Below are 16,281 nucleotides of genomic sequence, written 5' to 3'. Positions count from 1 at the left end.
GCCCCTGTCCCCGGCTCGCCCGGCCTGTCCCTGCCCCGGCTCGTCCGGCCCTAGACTGTCGGAAACGTTGCACTCCCGTAAGGCAAATGTCGGAAAACTTGCAAAACGTTCTTGCAAACTATTTCCACCTACATATAAGGGCTGGTCAGAAAGTTTTAGAGGCGGAACAGGTGGCGTCGATAAAAAAGAAATGCAACATTTCCGACATTTTGTCTTTGGTCGAGCGAATTCTAGATAACGAAACTAAGGCTCCCCGCTGATGCGGGGAGCCTTAGTGCGTTTAAACGGAGTTAGCCGTTCAGAGCAGGGGTCCGTTCAGCGATCAGACTAGAACAGGCCCTTGGTCGGCTTGTGCATAACGTCGGTGGTGGTGACCTCGCGGGAGTCGACGTTCTGGTCGTTAGAGGTGGACTTGTCCTCCTCCAGGCGACCGGTCTGGGTAACGGTGATGTAGTTCTCCAGGCGCCCCAGCTTGGTCTTGCCATCGCCGAAGTTCAGGTTCGCCAGCAGCTGGGAATCACCCGGGTTAATCGGGTTGGAGAGGGTGACCTCGAAGCTGCAGACAGACTTGTCCTTATCGAAGTCCAGGTCACGAGTGTATGCACCGTTGAACCAGCCCGGGGTGATCAGGCGGTCAACAACCTTCGGCCCCTTCTCAGTGTGCACGTCAATGCGGAAAGTGGTGGCCGGGAAGTCCTGGTAGTAGATCTCGGAGCCAACGTTCTTGGCAGAGATGAAGACCAGGCCTGCGAAGCCAGCGGACTTGCCAGCAGCAACGCGGATCTCCGGCTTCAGGTCGTACTTCTCGCCGGACTGCTCAGCCTCGTCCTTAGCGGGCTTCTCGGCCTCGTCAGTGGACGGCTTTTCGTCCTCGGCAGCCGGAGCTTCGTCAGCCTCGGCAGCGGAAGAGTCAGAGGCGTCCGCGTTCTCAGCGACAGCAACGTCCTGGTTGAAGCCAGGGTCAACAACTTCATCAGCGAAAGCGTTGCCAGCGCTCGCGAAGGCGGTGGTCACGCCAATGGCGGCAGCGAGGGTCAGGGAAGCTGCATTCTTCTTCATGTGAGGGGGTTCCTTACTTAGTAGGGGCGGGTGAAGGGGGGGCATAGCCTGCGAAAGCTAGATAGAGGTGCTTCAGCCCCTTCGAACCTGCTGGATATTCTGCGAGAAAGGGGGTTTATGCCTCGGCGTTCTCAGCCGGCTTTGCTTCGTCAGCTGGCTTCTCAGCCGGGTTGCCGTACAGCTTCACGTTGACCTGGTTCTTGATCGGGGTCAGCGCGGACCACGGGGTCGGGGTGGACCAGGTGCCGTTGGCCTTGCAGAACTGCTGGGTGCCGGTCATGTTGATGGTGCGGAAGCCGTAGGTGGCCTCGCCGGTGTGGCCGGCCGGGACGTCGTACGGGCCGACGGTCTGGCCAACATTCCAGCTCAGGGAGTAGGAGGCCTCCGCGCCGATGGTCTTTGCCAGCTCGTAGGCGATGCCAACGCTGCCCTTGGCATCCTTGGCAGAGCCTTCGCCGCCCAGGTTGACGCTGGTGGTCTCCGTGCGGTCACCCTTGATGCTGATGGAGATGGTCTGAGTCTTGGACAGCTCCTGCGTCAGCGGGATGGTATTCTTCGACTGGTTGGTGGCAGAGATGGTGCCAGCCGGAGTGAACCTGTCGTCGACCTTGTAGACGACGGTGCGGTAGCCCTCACCGGAGTTGCATACCGGGTGCGGGTTCAGGATGTTGGCCTTGATGTGGTCACTACCGTGGGTGGTGTTCACGATCGGCAGGGTCGGGTTGAGCTTCGGGGTCTCCGGGTAGTGCTCTTCCTTGGTGATAGCGGATGCGGGAGATGCGACGGCTGCCGCAACGATGACGGCGGCAGTGGCTGCGCTTGCGCCGTTCTTCCACAGGTTCTTCATATTTTGTGCTCCTCTTGCACGCCACCGGCCAAAAATGTGCAAGCTTGATACTCTCCGGCTTGCACGGGCCGGGGCGCGTTGGTGATGCTGCGAGAAAATGCACCGCCAGCCACAAAGTTCTGCGAGATTTCGGCCAGGTGACTTTGGGTTTGAATCCGGTCTTAGGGGTGCCCTTTCCCGGGTGCTGCGCGACGAATTGCGAGAGCCGCGGTACACCCAGGCTCTTAGTGACGGAATTTAACTCTAGACCCTCGAAGAAAGGAATTGTTCGACAATTTTGTGTCACCATGCACCGTATTCAACCCAGAGTTCACTGAGAGTTAAACCAGCGTTCACCAAAAGAGCCTTAGGCAACCCTTAGAGCACTCCACAAGAACTACCGAAACGGGATTCACTACTCAATTCACCCCCTAAGCACATCCACTTAGGTAACCCTTGCCCCGACCACCGAAAAACCCTAACAACCGCAACTGTCGCCCCGCCCAAATTTCCCCTTCCATAAAAAAAGAATCACCAACCCTTTTTCTGTAGAAATTTTTAAAAAATCCCCCATTTCCCAAATGCGTAACTCTAGCTCACATGAACTTTGGGTAAGTTCTCGCGACCTGCAATTTCTCCCCTACCAATAGCGCATACCACCCCGTTTCAGAGGTGCTAAATACAGCTAGTGGTCGGCTCATCATGGTACTCACTAGCGAGCTACGAAGTGACCTCACTAGCGACATCCCGCCGCTGCCACGCCCACCCCCCCAATGAAAAACTCACCGCTCCTGGCAATTCGGGCACCACCAGGTGATCCGCTCCAACTCCGCCGAATCCAAATCCGGATCCCCGCCAGCCCAGCGCCCTCCCAGCGTCGCCTGCTGAATCGCCGCCCCGCACCGCCGGCACGCCTTGCCCGCACGCCCAAACACCCAGTTGCCCTGCCCGGCCCGCCGGTCGCCAGTGAAAACGCGGTGCGGCTCAAAGCGGTTGTCCCACATCACTCTTCGCGCCAGGTCTATTGTTTTTGTGACGCCCACTTCTCCCACCTGACCCACCTTCACCTCCGGGTGCATTCCCACCAGAAACATCACCTCGGCGCGGTACTCGTTGCCAATCCCAGCCACATTCTTCTGGTCCAACAGCGCGGCCCCCAGCGTCCTTTCCGGCCGGCGCACGATCCGCGCAATGGCCTCTTCCCTGCCGTCGACCTCCCAGTCCTCCGCCAAGATGTCCGGACCCAGGTGCGCAATGACCTGCGGATAGTCCGCGAACTTGAGCACCCGCACGAAGCCGAGGTCGTGCCCCACGATCTCGATCTCCTCACCACCGGCGTGCTGGGGGCTAAAGCGCAGCACGATGCGTGCGCTATAGCCTGGCCTGCGCCAACGCTGCCCCGCGCGGTGGATCGCCCACACACCCTCCATCCTCAGATGCGTGTGGATCACCCGGTCGCCAATGTGCATGAATAGGTGCTTGCCGTAGGGCCACACTCGTCTGACTTCTTCGCCGTCGAAGCTCTCCGTGGCAAAGCGAGGCACCCGAATGTCGGTATGTCGCACCGTCCGCCCCGCCATCCATTGCAGACGGTTGGAGAGCTGGAGTACGGAGTCCCCCTCAGGCACGGATGCTCAGCCCCTTCGGAGTCAAGCGTGCACCGGCGGCCACCCAATCTGTCGTGGAGATGTCCATCACAGAGGAACCGTTGATCTTCTCGATGGTCACGGGGCTCAACCGTCCGGCGCGGATAGCTTCCTTGAGAGTCCTGACCACTAAATCGATCTGCTGGGCTGGGGCGCCGAGTTCGGCAGACGTGGCGTCACCAAAATCGGGCCGAGCAAAAAGAACCACGTTTCTACCGCCGCGAGAGACATAAGCCTCTGCGCGACCGGCGGCGATGATGATCATGGCACCGGCTGCGCGCGTAGGCGCCATGCCCTCTGTAGCCGAGTGCGAGACCTCGGGCCAGGGCAGCGTAGACCCGAAGGGGTTCGCGGGGTCCAAGACGGAGAGCAGCTGGGGTGCATGCTCGGGTGCGGCCACTTCGCGTGCGCCGGTGCCACCGCCGCCAAGACCGGCGCCAGCGCCAACACCGCCAGCACGACCACTGTGCCCGTTCCCGAGACCGTTTCCACGCCCGTCCTGCGCCCGCCGGAGCTGGGAGATCACGTCACGCGGGGCGAACTGTGCCCCACCCAGACCTTCGACAATGTAGCCGCGCAACACTTCACCGGAATCCTCCCAGGCGCTCAACGTCCGGTAGGCCTCGGCGAAACCACCGGCGGCTTTTTCCGCCACGACCGCCCCTCGGGTGACCACGGCGTAGCGGTCGATCCATGCCTCGGAGCGCACCAGGGCCAGCTCCGCGGCGTCGGCAGGAGCTTCTACCTCCTCTGAAACACCGACCCCAGTGCCGTACACCGCCGACCAGCGCCCTGGCACCGAGGAGTGTGCATTCATCGACCGCCGCGCCGCCCGCGCAAATCCGCTGCGTCCCATCCGCACCCGGCGCGCCGACCCGCGCCCCTGGTTCCGGCGCGGAGCGCGGTGAGCCTGCTTGCCCGTGGTGCCGGCCTCCACCAGCCGCGCCCGCACAGCCGCGAAACTATCGGGCGCCACCAAACCGGCATCGAACAGCTCCCACAGCGCCGTGTCGACCTCCGCGTGATCCGCGCCCGTCGCCGCCTGCAGCTCGGCCGCCAGAAACGCGCCGCCACGCTGCAGGTGCTCGAGGATCTGTGTGGCCACCATGCCCAAGGTGGTCGCTGTTTCTTTATGGACGCCACGTTCCAGCTCCTCCCCGCCTTCCAGCAGGTACTCGGCCATGTCCGCGGGCACGAAGCTCACCCAGGCATCCTTGGCGCCGGCCTGCCCGGCACCGACAGCGAGAATCTCGCCGGTGCTGAGCAGCTCGTCCAGGTCTCCCGGCTGATAGTCCGGGATGCGTGCGGGCAGCACCAGAGTTTCCCACGCGCTGGCGGGGATCGGCACCCCGGCGAGTTGTTCCAGGGCGCTGGCGAGCTCCTCGCGCTGCATCTGGCCCAGGCCGTGCCAGTCGGCTAGGAACTGTGCGTAGGTTTGCTGGGTCACCGGTTCCAGCGATCCGCGCGCGGCGGCCAGGGTTGCCGACCGGAGGCGGCGGAGCATCCCCGTGTCCACGTATTGCATTTCAGCCTGTGCATCCGCGCTGGTGGGTGCAGGGGCGCCACTAGTGCCACTAGGGCCATCAGACCCACTGGAAGAATCCCCAAGATAGACAAAATGCCCCGCGCTCAAGCGGCGCTGCTTTCCCGTGCCTTGTGCTCCCCCGGCCCAGCGAGCCAGCAGCGCATCGACTGTCGCGCGCCCCAAGCCAAACTCGGCGGCGGCCTCGGCGGCGGTCGTCGGTCCGCGGTTCTTCATCCACCGCAGCAACAGTTGGTCGATGGCATTGTCCACCTGGTCAACCTGTTCGGCGGCGATGGCCACGCCGGGCGGTACGGGCACGCCCAGGCCGTCGCGCAGCAGGGGCATGTCCTCGACCGCGCCGAGCTTCAACTGCCCGCCGAAATGCACTTCCATCAGGCGCGTGGGAACCAACTTCCGCAGCTGCGCGAGGCTTTCCTCCACCGTCCCGGCCCAGGGTTCGATGCGTTCGCGCACACCGTCCAGGCTCAGCGGCCCCAAGGCGCGCAGCATATCCACGGCCTGCTCCACGCTGGTGGCCTGGCGCCCCTCGGCCAGCCACTGGGCGGCATCCACCACCCGGCGGACCGCGGCCGGGTCCAGGGCCATGCCCTCCTCCCGGGTGCCCAGCACCTTTGCCAGCAACGCGGGATCCACGGCCAGGGCGGCGGCGCGCTCGGCGGAATCGCCCTCGTACATGAAGGCGCTGGTGTAGGTGAACAGCAGTGATTCGGCAAACGCGCTCGGAGCCTCCGTGGTGACCTCCGCCAGGCGCACATCCCGCTGCCCCAGGTTCGCCACCAGCACCTTCAGGAAGTCCAGATTGTAGACGTCGTGCACGCACTCGCGCATGGTCTCCACCATCACCGGAAACTCCGGATGATCCCGGGCAACATCCAGCAGCTGGGCGGCACGCTGGCGTTGCTGCCACAGCGGCTGGCGCTTGCCGGGATTGCGGCGCGGTAGCAGCAGAGCCCGGGCGGCGCACTCGCGGAAGCGAGCTGCAAACAACGCGGAGGACCCGACCTCCTCCATCACATCCGCCAGTGTCGCTTCCGCCCGCTCGGCACCGCTGTAGCCCTCGCCCAGAAGCAAATCCATACCCGGCGGCTCGTCCGAATAAGGCAGGCGCAGCACCATACCGTCATCGCCGGCCACGGCCATCGCATCAATCCCCGTCCGGCGATTCAGCTCCGCCCCCAGCGCCAGCGCCCACGGTGCGTTCACCCCACGGCCGAAAGGTGTATGCACCACCACGCGCCAGTCGCCGATGTCATCGCGGAAGCGCTCGATCAAAACGGTTCGCTCGTCCGGGATGATCCCGGCGGTTTCCTTCTGCTCCTGGTAGTAGGCATCCAGGTTGGCGCGGGTGTGGGTGTCCAAAAAATCGGCCGAACGAATATCCGCCAACGTGCCAGAGCCCCAAGTACGGCGGTTCTCGCCAATGGCCTGGCCAAGCTCCACGGGACGACCTGCAGCATCGCCCACCCAGAACGGCAGGCGACCCGTGTGACCTGCGGCGGGGGCAACAATCACCTGGTCGCGGTTGATCTCCAGAATGCGCCAACTGCTCGCGCCCAGGGTGAATACGTCCCCAACGCGGGACTCGTAGACCATCTCCTCGTCCAGCTCGCCGACCCGGCGCGCGCCGTCGTTGTCCCCGGCAGCCAAAAACACGCCGAACATACCGCGGTCCGGGATGGTTCCACCGCTGGTCACGGCCAGGCGTTGCGCGCCGGGGCGGGCCTCCAGGGTGCCGGCCACGGGATCGTAGATCGCGCGGGCCTTCAGATCCGCGAAGTCGGTGGATGGGTAGCGGCCGCTGATCATCTCGATCACACCGTCGAAGGCCTCGCGCGGCAAGGTGGCAAAAGGGTGTGCGCGGCGGACGACGCGCCACCACTCCTCGACGTCCAGCAAATCCGCGCCAGCCTGCACACTCGCCGCCACGGTGTGCTGCGCCAGCACGTCCAGCGCGTTATGCACCACGTGCAGCGGCTCCAGCTCCCCCTTCAGCAGCCGATCCACCACAACCACGGCGGCCTCGGCGTCCTGCTTATGCAGCGGGTAGATCGTCGCGTGGCTGGTCGCCCCCACGGTGTGTCCGGCGCGGCCGCACCGCTGCACCGCCGAAGCCACCGACGGCGGCGCCCCAACCTGCACCACGTGATCCACCAGCCCCATGTCAATACCCAGCTCCAGGGAACTCGTCGCCACCACGCAGCGCAGCTCGCCAGACTTCAGTGCCGCCTCAATATCGGCGCGTTCGTCCTTAGAGACCGAACCGTGGTGCGCCCGGGCGACACCCGCACCGTCCATCCCCCGCACCGCGTCGGACTGCGCCATCAGCTGCGCCGGATCACGCCTGGTCGGGGCGGCTAGCGAGTCGGGATCGTGCTCCTTAGCCCATTCCTCGTTCAACGCCCCGGTCAGCCTCTCCGCCGCGCGCCGGGAATTCACAAACACCAGCGTCGAGCGGTTCTCCATCACCTGCCGGTAGATCGCGCGTTGTACGTGCGGCCACACGCTCTTCTGCTGCGGCAGTGCAGATTCCTTATCCACCCCGCTCGCCACGCGCGCGCCCGACCCGGCCTGGGTGCTGCCGCCCACTCCTTCGCCGATGAGGCTGGGGCCAAGCAGTGCCTCGTCTATCGGTTCTTCTGTGTCTTTTTCTGACGCCCCCTCCTCCGTCACCTCATACTCCGCCAACGCGACGTCTTCCACCGCTGGCGGATCCTGGAAGTCCTCCACCACGCTGGTCACCTGCACATCCCAAGACTTCGGCTGCTCGGGGTTCACCACCGTCACCGGGCGGTCGCCTCCCAAGAAGCTGGCGACCTTATCCACGGGGTTCACTGTCGCCGACAGGCCGATGCGCTGCACCGCCTGGCCCGTCAGCATCTCCAACCTCTCCAGCGACAGCGCCAGGTGCGTGCCACGCTTCGTGCCGGCCACCGCGTGCACCTCGTCCACAATCACGGTGTCCACATTCGCTAGCGTGGCCGCCGCCTTGCTGGTCAGCATCAGGTACAGCGACTCGGGCGTGGTCACCAGAATCTCCGGCGGGTTGCGCAGCAGCTTGGACCGCTCCGACTGCGGGGTGTCTCCACTGCGCACACCTACCCGCACCGGGGCGGCGGTTTCCCCCATTGCGTCGGCCACCCGTGCAATGCCCACCAGCGGGGCCGCTAGGTTTCGGCTGACGTCCACGCCCAGTGCTTTCAACGGGGAGATGTACAAAACCTTGGTGGGGCTGGATTTTTCAGGCGTGGGGGCGTCATTAAAAAAAGATCCCCCAGAAAGTCGTGACAGCGACCATAAAAAAGCCGCCAGGGTCTTACCCGACCCCGTCGGTGCCACTACTAAAGCATTCTGACCTGCGGAGATAGCTCTCCACGCCTGCGTTTGCACAATTGTCGGCTCGGCGAAGACGTCCCGGAACCACGCTGCAACGGGGGCATAAAAGGAATCCAGCGGGTCAACAGCCATGTGACCATTTAAACAGACCGCTAAAGTAAGAACTATGACGGCTGAACTCAATGATGCGACGCTGGCCCAGAGACTCGCGCAGGGCACCGGAGAGATCCTCAAAGGCGTAAGGAACGTAGGTCTGCTCCGCGGCACCGAGCTGGGCAAGGCCGGCGACGCGCTGGCGCAGGACTGGATCGCCCGCTCCCTCATACAACACCGCCCGAACGATGCAATGCTCTCCGAAGAGGCCGAAGACGATCTTGCACGCCTGGACAACTCGCGCGTGTGGATCATCGACCCGCTCGATGGAACCCGCGAGTACGCAGGAGGCCGCCAGGACTGGGCCGTGCACATCGCCTTGGCGGAAAACGGCGAGATCGTCGAGTCCGCCGTAGGTATGCCGGATCTGGGGCGCGTGTTCAGCAGCGCCGAGGTTAGGGCCGTTCAGGGGCAGCGCACTAACCGTCTAGTCATCAGCCAAAACACCACTCCCGCCATTGCAGAGTTCATCGCCGAAGACTTGGGCATGGAGCTGGTCACCATGGGTTCCTGTGGCGCTAAAGCCGTCTCCGTAATCCTGGGCGATAACGATGCCTACGTCCACGCCGGTGGCCAGTACGAGTGGGATAACGCCGCCCCGGTCGGCATTGCCCAGGCCGCTGGCCTGCACACCTCCCGCCTGGATGGCACCGACCTTTGCTACAACTGCGAGTCGCCGTACCTGCCGGACCTGGTGATCTCCCGCCCAGACATGGCCGACGAGATCCTAGCCTCCGCCGCGAAGTTCCACGAGAAGCACGGCGCCTACTCTCTCTAGCCCCTCCCTACCCCTGCATGCTTCCTTTTTCCTTCTTGACGCCCCGTCCGGCCTCCCGCGCGCAGCTGGAGCCGGACGCGGACATTCCCGCCACGCTGCAGGGGCGCTACGTTATCGGGGCACCCGCCAATAATCCGCGGAAGGAACTTACGGAGGAACACCCCTGCCCCCTGGTATTTATCCACGGCACGACGGATAACACTTTCCGCTGGCAGAAAGCCGCAACGTATTTCGCGGCCCAGGGTTATTCCGTGTGGGCTTTTAACTACGGCCAGCCGGAGGAAGGCCGCCCGGCAATCCCCGGCGTATACGCTGTGAACGATATCAACGAATCCGCCCTGGAGATCGCGGCGACGATTGATTACATCCTGGAGGTCACCGGCGCCAGCAAGGTGGATCTGGTGGGCCACTCCCAGGGTGGGCTGCACATCAAGAAGTACATTGCAGAACACGGTGGGCAGGATACGGTCCGCCGCGCAGTGGGGGTGGCCGCGACGTATCACGGCACGACGATAGCCGGGATGTCCTCGATCCTGCAGAATCTGGTGGATCGCAACCCGGAGTTCGCGGATCTGGTGGCGGGTAAGGCGGCGATTCAGCAGCTGAAAAGTTCGGAGTTCATTAGTCGGCTCAACGAGCTGCCGGATACCCACCCGAACGTGATGTACACGAACATCTTCACTTCGAAGGATCTGACAGCCACGCCGAACTCCACGTCTCAGCTGGAATCCATCGGTGGGGCAGACGTGGCCGAAGCGGAAGTCGGCGAGGTCTGCGGGCTGCTACTTCCGCCGGGGCATGCGTCGCTGCCGGAGAACGAGCACATCATTGGCCTCATCGAGTGGGGTTTGACGCGCGATCAGGGGGATCACACGCCTGTGCATTCTGGCTGTAACGGTGGACAGCGTTGGAAGTTGGGCTATCGTTTCTTCCATGAAAGCTAACTCTCGCATACCGGGGTCGGGGCCGCCGATCCGTCCTCGCCGGCGCTGCAGCGCTGAGCGTGTCCCTCTCTGCCCTCTCTTCCTTCACCCCTTCTGCCCTAGCTGCTGATGGCGATGTTCCTAGTGTTACTCCGGACGCCGCAGTCCCCGCCGGTTTAGAAGGCAACCATGTGGCCAAGGCACCTGTGAACAACCCCTCCTGTGTTCCCTCCCCGGAGCATCCGAACCCCGTCGTTTTCATCCACGGCACGTCCGATAATTCCACGCGCTGGCAGAAGGCCGCCAACGCTCTATCCAAGCAGGGTTTCTGCACGTGGGCCTTCAACTACGGCAAGCCCACGGACGGCAAACCGAACCTGCTGGGGCGCTACGACATGGTGGACATCGACGATTCCGGCAAGGAGATCGCTTCGACCATCGACTACATCCTGTCCGTAACGGGCGCGGAGAAGGTCGACCTGGTGGGACACTCCCAGGGTGGGTTGCACTTGAAGAAGTACATCGCAGAAAACGGCGGTGGAGAGAAGGTCGGCCGTGCGGTTGGTGTGGCCCCGACCTACCACGGCACCACGCTGGCCGGTATGGATAAGATGCTGCGCCCGATCGTCGAGCGGAACCCGAAGCTAGCCGAGTCCGCCGCGGGCAAGGCGGGCGTGCAGCAGCTGGTCGGCTCGGAACTGATCGATCGCCTGAACCAGCTGCCGGATACCGACAAGCGCGTGCAGTACACCAACCTCTACTCCGCGGCCGATACCACCGCGACACCGAACAAGACCTCCATGCTGGAATCGGTCGACGGCGCGGACGTAGCGAACGTGGAGGTAGGCGCTGCCTGCAAGCTCCCCATTCCGCCGGGGCTTGTTAGCCCCTTGGGTGCCACCGCCGCATAGCCGACGTAGACTAAGTGAGACTTTTGAACCTAAGGACCTAAAAGCTTGAAAGGAAGGCGGCGAGCAGTGGCACCCCAGCAGCAGCCGAGTTCCATCCCCACCCCATACGAGAATCTTCTGCGGGAGATCCTCGAGACCGGCACCCCCAAGGGCGACCGCACGGGAACCGGCACCACCAGCCTTTTTGGCCGCCAGATCCGCTATGACCTCTCCGCAGGTTTCCCGTTGATCACCACCAAGTCGGTACATGTGAAGTCCGTGGTGGGTGAACTGCTGTGGTTCCTCCGCGGCGATTCCAACGTGCGCTGGCTACAGGAAAACGGCATTCGAATCTGGAACGAGTGGGCTGACGAGAACGGAGACCTGGGCCCGGTCTACGGCGTGCAGTGGCGCAGCTGGCCGACCCCGAACGGTCAGCACATCGACCAGATCGCGGGCGCGTTGGAAACTCTGCAGACTAACCCGGATTCGCGCCGCAATATCGTCAGCGCCTGGAACGTCTCGGAGCTGGACAGCATGGCCCTGCCGCCATGCCACCTGCTGTTCCAGCTGTACGTCGCCGACGGCAAGCTAAGCTGCCAGCTGTACCAGCGCAGCGCGGACATGTTCCTGGGCGTGCCGTTCAACATCGCCAGCTACTCGCTGCTAACCCACATGTTCGCCCAGCAGGCAGGCCTGGAGGTCGGCGAGTTCATCTGGACCGGCGGTGATTGCCACATCTACGACAACCACGTGGAGCAGGTTAAGCTGCAGCTTTCCCGCGATCCCCGCCCCTACCCGCAGCTGCAGTTGAACAAGGCTGCGGACATGTTTTCTTACAACTTTTCCGATATCGAGTTCACTGGCTACGACCCACATCCGGTGATCAAGGCGAAGGTGGCCGTATAAATGACTTCCAACAACCAACCCTATCGCCCCACCGGCTACGAGCCGGGCGACTACCCGGAACTCACCGCCGCTGCGGTCAGCTACGCCCTAGAGGCCAAGGGGATCTCCCGCGATCAGGTGGAGATCGGCATGATCTGGGCGCAAACCACCGCCGGTGTGATCGGCGATGGCGCGGACATGCCCTGGTACCTGCCGGAGGACTTACAGCACTTTAAGAACGCCACCACCGGCTATCCCGTCGTCATGGGGCGCACCTCCTGGGAAGCGCTCGACGATGGCTTCCGCCCGCTGCCGGGGCGCACGAACTACGTGATCACTAGGCAGGATGATTATGACGCCCCCGGTGGCATCATCGAGCCCTCTATCCCCAGCGCGCTGGCTAACGCCGCGGAGCAGATCCTCAACGAGTTGAAAGACAGCGCCGCAGACGAGCGCACTCCCACCGTATGGGTACTGGGTGGCGGTCAGGTGTACGCACAGTGCATGCCTGTGGCCGATCGCATCGTGATCACGGAGATCGACATGGAGGCCCCCGAGCGCTTCCAGGTGTACGCACCTCTGGTTCCCACCGAAGAGTTCGAAGAGCACGCCGAGGAATGGCAGGAATCGCTAAAGGGCCACCCGGTCGACCAAGAGGTCAATCCCGAGCGGCCCCTGCGTTACCGCTTCTGCACCTGGACGCGGCGCTAGGCTAGTCAACTAGCTCCGCGCCGTAGCGCGCAGCTAACTACACGCTGTAGTACAGCTCGAACTCCTTCGGGCTTGGCCCCTGGCGCAGCGGCTGGATCTCTAGCTCGTACTTCAGGCGCACATAGGCCTGCAGGAAGTCCTCGTCGAAGACTCCCCCGGCGGTCAGGAAGTCGTGGTCTTCCTCCATGGCCGAAAGGGCAGCCTCCAGCGAGTGCGGCACCTTCGGTACCTTCTTCGCCTCTTCAGGCGGCAGCTCGTAGAGATCCTTATCCGTCGGCTCGCCCGGTTCGATGCGGTTCAGAATGCCGTCCAGCCCCGCCATCAGCTGGGCTGCGAAGCCCAGGTAGGGGTTCGAGGACGGATCCGGCGCACGGAACTCAATACGCTTGGCCGCGGGGCTATCGCCGGTCAGCGGAATGCGGATGGCCGCCGAGCGGTTGGACTGCGAATAGGCCAAGTTGACGGGTGCCTCGAAGCCGGAATATAGGCGTCGATAAGAGTTAACGGTGGGGTTCGTAAAGGCGAGCACCGCCGGGGCGTGGTGCAACAGACCACCGATGTAATAGCGCGCCATGTCGGACAGACCTGCGTAGCCCGTCTCGTCGTAGAACAGCGGCTTGCCGTCCTTCCACAGCGACTGGTGGGCGTGCATGCCGCAACCACCATCGCCGGCCAGCGGCTTCGGCATGAAGGTGGCGGTCTTGCGGTGCTGCTCGGCGGTGTTCTTCACCACGTACTTGAAAGTCTGCAGGTCGTCAGCGGCGGCCAGCAGGGTATCGTAGCGATAGTTAACTTCCTGGATGCCGCCGGTGGCGACCTCGTGGTGGAAGCGCTCGATCTCGAAGCCGACCTTCTCCAGGTTGTACGCAATATCGTCGCGCACCGGGATGGTCTTGTCATACGGGGCGACCGGGAAGTAGCCGTCGTTGATGCGGATCTGGTTACCGCGGTTCGGCGAGCCGTCCATCATCGTCTCCTCGCCGGAGCGCCACCACCCCTCGTCCGAATCCACGCGGTGGAAGGACATGTTGGTGTCGGAGGCGTATTGGACGGAATCGAAGACGTAGAACTCCGCCTCCGCACCGATCGAGCAAGTGTCCGCCACACCGGTTTCCTTCAGGTAGTTTTCCGCCTTGCGCGCGATGGTGCGCGGGTCGCGGCGGTACGGCTGGCGGGTCAGCGGGTCCTGCACGAAGAACTGCATGTTCAGCGTGGGGTGGTCGCGGAACGGGTCCACGTAGGCGGTCGTCGGGTCCGGGATCAGCGCCATATCCGACTTATCCACGGTGGAGAAGCCGGGGATGGAGGAGCCGTCGAAGGCGAAGCCGTCCTCCGCCGCCTTGGGGGTTAGCTCGCGAGCCGGGACAGTCAGCCCATGTTCCAGGCCGAACATGTTGGTAAATCGAATGTCCAGGTAGCGAATACTTTCCGACTTAATGAAGTCGATGACCTGGTCGATGTTTTTGAACTCCATGGTTCGTTCAGGCTCCTAGGTTAGCTCCGGGGTATCCCAGAGGTTAAGCGTGGTGCCGATGCCCTTCTCCAGGGCGTTTTCGTACACCTCGGTAGCCCAGGAAACGTCCTCGACGGGCATGCCGCCGATGGAGTAGAAGAAGATCTGCTCGTCGTTCTCGCGGCCCGGAGCCTTACCTGCAGCGATGGCACCGATGTTGTGCAGCTTCTCCTTCGGCAGGGTGCCTTCCTCGACCATGTCCCACCAGCGGTTGCCGGGGATTCCCAGCAGGCGCTCGTAGGTGACGTCCGGGCCGTTTTCCTGGAACCATTCCTTGTACAGGCCGTCGTAGTCCAGCACCAGGTTGGATTCGTCGGACTTGATGAAGTCGTCATCGAAGCGAGCTGCTGCGGGGCACAGCACCAGCGCGCCGGGCTTGAGCCACTCGCGCTTGAAGTACGGGAAGGCCTGCGGGCCGTCCGGGGAGGTGGAGGTGCCGGCGATCAGGATGTCGCTGCCCTCGATGGCCTCCTGCTCGCTGTCGACGACCTGCACGTCCAGGTCTTCGAAGCGGTCACGGATCCACTGTGCTGCCTTTTCGGTGGAACCTGCGCTGCGCCCCTTGATCTTTACGGTCTTGATGCTGGGGCGCTGGGTGATGGAAGAGGCCAGGATGGTGCGGGACATGACGCCCGGTCCGATGATGCCTACGGTCTCTGCGTTCTCTACTGCGAGGTGCTTGACGCCCACAGCCGGAACCGCACCAGTGCGGTACGCGGACAGCAGGTTGGCCGACATGATGGCCTTCGGGGCGCCGGTGACAGCATCGTTGAGGACGAAGACGTGGATGGAGCGCGGCAGGCCGTTGGCGCGGTTCTCCGCGTTGGAGCCGTACCACTTCACGCCGGCACCCTTGAACCGGCCGCCAAGGTAGGCGGGCATAGCCATGAAGCGACGGTCGGGGCCGTTGGCGGGCATGCCCTCGTGCTCGGGGTTGTCGGGGAAGTTGACCTGGGCGCCGTGGGAGTTTCCGGAAGCGCCGGCCATGCGGTAGTCACCCTTATCCAGAAGGATCAGGGTTTCCTCCATGACGTCGACGCAGCGAGCAGAGTCCGTCACCCCCGCTTCAATCATGTCGGGCTCGGAAAGCCACAGGAAGTTGATGCTGGTGTCGGTGGAGCCGGTGGACTGGGTCATCGGCGAAATCTCTCCTCGAAGAATCTCGATTAGTTGGATCTGAAATTTTCTAGATCAAAAAATGCGCTGGGCGCTAGCCGCAAGCGCTGTACGCTCCGGTTTTCGGAAATCGATACATCTTCAACGATACAAACCTGCGCGAATATTTTAATGAAATAACGTTTTCAATACGGTCGTGCAAACCTATGAGTCCGGCAAACCCCCTGGGCTTCATATGAATATTTAAGCAAATCATTCGCCTAGCTTCCTACCCCCACATGGGTGTTTGGCCAGAAAAATCAGTCGACTACGCAGCCGCGGTAGTCACCTCCGATTGATGGAACACCAGCGGACGCGGCCTATCGAGTCCCGCGCCCACGCGGCGCAGCTGCGCAGGATTGGTGGGGTCCACGCTGTGGTCAAGTATTCCGTGCGAAGACTTGGTTCCACAGCGCGCGGTCGGACGATATGAGCTACGAGAGTCAATCAATGTCATGCCACAAAGCCGTCGCAGTTAGCCCTCAGACGTTTTCCACCCCTTTATCGCAACGACTAGCGCCACAATATAAGACACGACCGCACCCACAAAGCTGAGCAGACAAAGCACTTCAGATACTAGTTTCGCTCGGCGCCCGACAAGCACCGTGAACATAGATTTCGCATCTTCTTCGACATTGGTGAAATCCACCAGAAAAAGCCTGTTAGAACCAAGAACGCGCCGACAATAATGAAAGCCCACGACTCTCGCCAGCCGAAAACCTTGTGCGACACCCCCGAAGAATCCTCCACGTCAATACGCACTGGAATCTTCCAAAGAACGTAGAGCCCGCCGGCGAATACAAACGAGAGGGAGATGGTCACGAGCATGTACCACCCAAGAACACCGAAGAGCATGCGCC

Annotated in this window: 11 protein-coding genes; 5 read left to right on the top strand and 6 right to left on the bottom strand. The window is 62.8% G+C overall.

What is annotated here, in order from left to right:
* Positions 1–327: 327 nt before the first annotated feature.
* The 4 genes from MHX66_RS08260 to MHX66_RS08245 form a co-directional block, all read right to left on the bottom strand.
* Positions 328–1,059 (bottom strand): neuraminidase, encoded by a 732-nt coding sequence (locus tag MHX66_RS08260; RefSeq protein ID WP_239202155.1) that lies wholly within the window; start codon positions 1,057–1,059, stop codon positions 328–330.
* Positions 1,060–1,174: 115 nt separating this feature from the next.
* Positions 1,175–1,906: a hypothetical protein gene (locus tag MHX66_RS08255; protein ID WP_370646290.1), complete on the bottom strand. Its 732-nt coding sequence runs from the start codon at positions 1,904–1,906 to the stop codon at positions 1,175–1,177.
* 761 nt (positions 1,907–2,667) lie between these two features.
* A complete protein-coding gene (locus MHX66_RS08250; RefSeq protein ID WP_239202153.1) occupies positions 2,668–3,513 on the bottom strand; it encodes a DNA-formamidopyrimidine glycosylase family protein in 846 nt (281 codons plus the stop codon).
* Positions 3,506–8,542: a DEAD/DEAH box helicase gene (locus MHX66_RS08245; RefSeq protein ID WP_239202151.1), complete on the bottom strand. Its 5,037-nt coding sequence runs from the start codon at positions 8,540–8,542 to the stop codon at positions 3,506–3,508. Before MHX66_RS08245 ends, MHX66_RS08250 begins: the two co-directional genes overlap by 8 nt.
* Positions 8,543–8,576: 34 nt before the next feature.
* On the opposite strand from MHX66_RS08245, the gene MHX66_RS08240 reads away from it, so the two are divergent.
* The 5 genes from MHX66_RS08240 (at position 8,577) to MHX66_RS08220 (ending at position 12,753) form a co-directional block, all read left to right on the top strand.
* Positions 8,577–9,341, top strand: coding sequence for a 3'(2'),5'-bisphosphate nucleotidase CysQ (locus tag MHX66_RS08240; protein WP_239202149.1), 765 nt, complete (start codon positions 8,577–8,579; stop codon positions 9,339–9,341).
* Between the two features lie 17 nt (positions 9,342–9,358).
* On the top strand, positions 9,359–10,285 hold the full coding sequence (locus MHX66_RS08235; protein WP_239202147.1) for a triacylglycerol lipase: 927 nt from the start codon (positions 9,359–9,361) through the stop codon (positions 10,283–10,285).
* Between the two features lie 170 nt (positions 10,286–10,455).
* Complete coding sequence (locus tag MHX66_RS08230) at positions 10,456–11,175, top strand: alpha/beta fold hydrolase (protein WP_239202138.1); 720 nt, start codon at positions 10,456–10,458, stop codon at positions 11,173–11,175.
* A 66-nt stretch (positions 11,176–11,241) separates the two neighbouring features.
* On the top strand, positions 11,242–12,063 hold the full coding sequence (locus MHX66_RS08225) for a thymidylate synthase (RefSeq protein ID WP_239202136.1): 822 nt from the start codon (positions 11,242–11,244) through the stop codon (positions 12,061–12,063).
* Positions 12,064–12,753, top strand: a complete 690-nt coding sequence (locus MHX66_RS08220) for a dihydrofolate reductase (RefSeq protein ID WP_239202134.1) — start codon at positions 12,064–12,066, stop codon at positions 12,751–12,753.
* A 37-nt stretch (positions 12,754–12,790) separates the two neighbouring features.
* On the opposite strand, the gene glnA is transcribed toward MHX66_RS08220, so the two are convergent.
* Positions 12,791–14,227: a type I glutamate--ammonia ligase gene (gene glnA / locus MHX66_RS08215; protein WP_239202132.1), complete on the bottom strand. Its 1,437-nt coding sequence runs from the start codon at positions 14,225–14,227 to the stop codon at positions 12,791–12,793.
* 15 nt (positions 14,228–14,242) lie between these two features.
* Positions 14,243–15,403 (bottom strand): tyramine oxidase subunit B, encoded by a 1,161-nt coding sequence (locus MHX66_RS08210; RefSeq protein WP_239202120.1) that lies wholly within the window; start codon positions 15,401–15,403, stop codon positions 14,243–14,245.
* Positions 15,404–16,281: the final 878 nt, after the last annotated feature.

Origin of the sequence: Corynebacterium sp. ACRPH (assembly GCF_022347285.1) — a bacterium.
Taxonomy (GTDB): domain Bacteria; phylum Actinomycetota; class Actinomycetes; order Mycobacteriales; family Mycobacteriaceae; genus Corynebacterium.
Note: the sequence above shows the minus strand (reverse complement) of the source record. Positions and strands in the feature narration are given on the sequence as shown.

Coding starts and splice junctions, on each gene's coding strand:
- MHX66_RS08260 (WP_239202155.1), bottom strand. CDS start 1,059: ATGAAGAAGAATGCAGCTTCCCTGACCCTCGCTGCCGCCATTGGCGTG.
- MHX66_RS08255 (WP_370646290.1), bottom strand. CDS start 1,906: ATGAAGAACCTGTGGAAGAACGGCGCAAGCGCAGCCACTGCCGCCGTC.
- MHX66_RS08245 (WP_239202151.1), bottom strand. CDS start 8,542: ATGGCTGTTGACCCGCTGGATTCCTTTTATGCCCCCGTTGCAGCGTGG.
- MHX66_RS08240 (WP_239202149.1), top strand. CDS start 8,577: ATGACGGCTGAACTCAATGATGCGACGCTGGCCCAGAGACTCGCGCAG.
- MHX66_RS08235 (WP_239202147.1), top strand. CDS start 9,359: ATGCTTCCTTTTTCCTTCTTGACGCCCCGTCCGGCCTCCCGCGCGCAG.
- MHX66_RS08220 (WP_239202134.1), top strand. CDS start 12,064: ATGACTTCCAACAACCAACCCTATCGCCCCACCGGCTACGAGCCGGGC.
- glnA (WP_239202132.1), bottom strand. CDS start 14,227: ATGGAGTTCAAAAACATCGACCAGGTCATCGACTTCATTAAGTCGGAA.
- MHX66_RS08210 (WP_239202120.1), bottom strand. CDS start 15,403: ATGACCCAGTCCACCGGCTCCACCGACACCAGCATCAACTTCCTGTGG.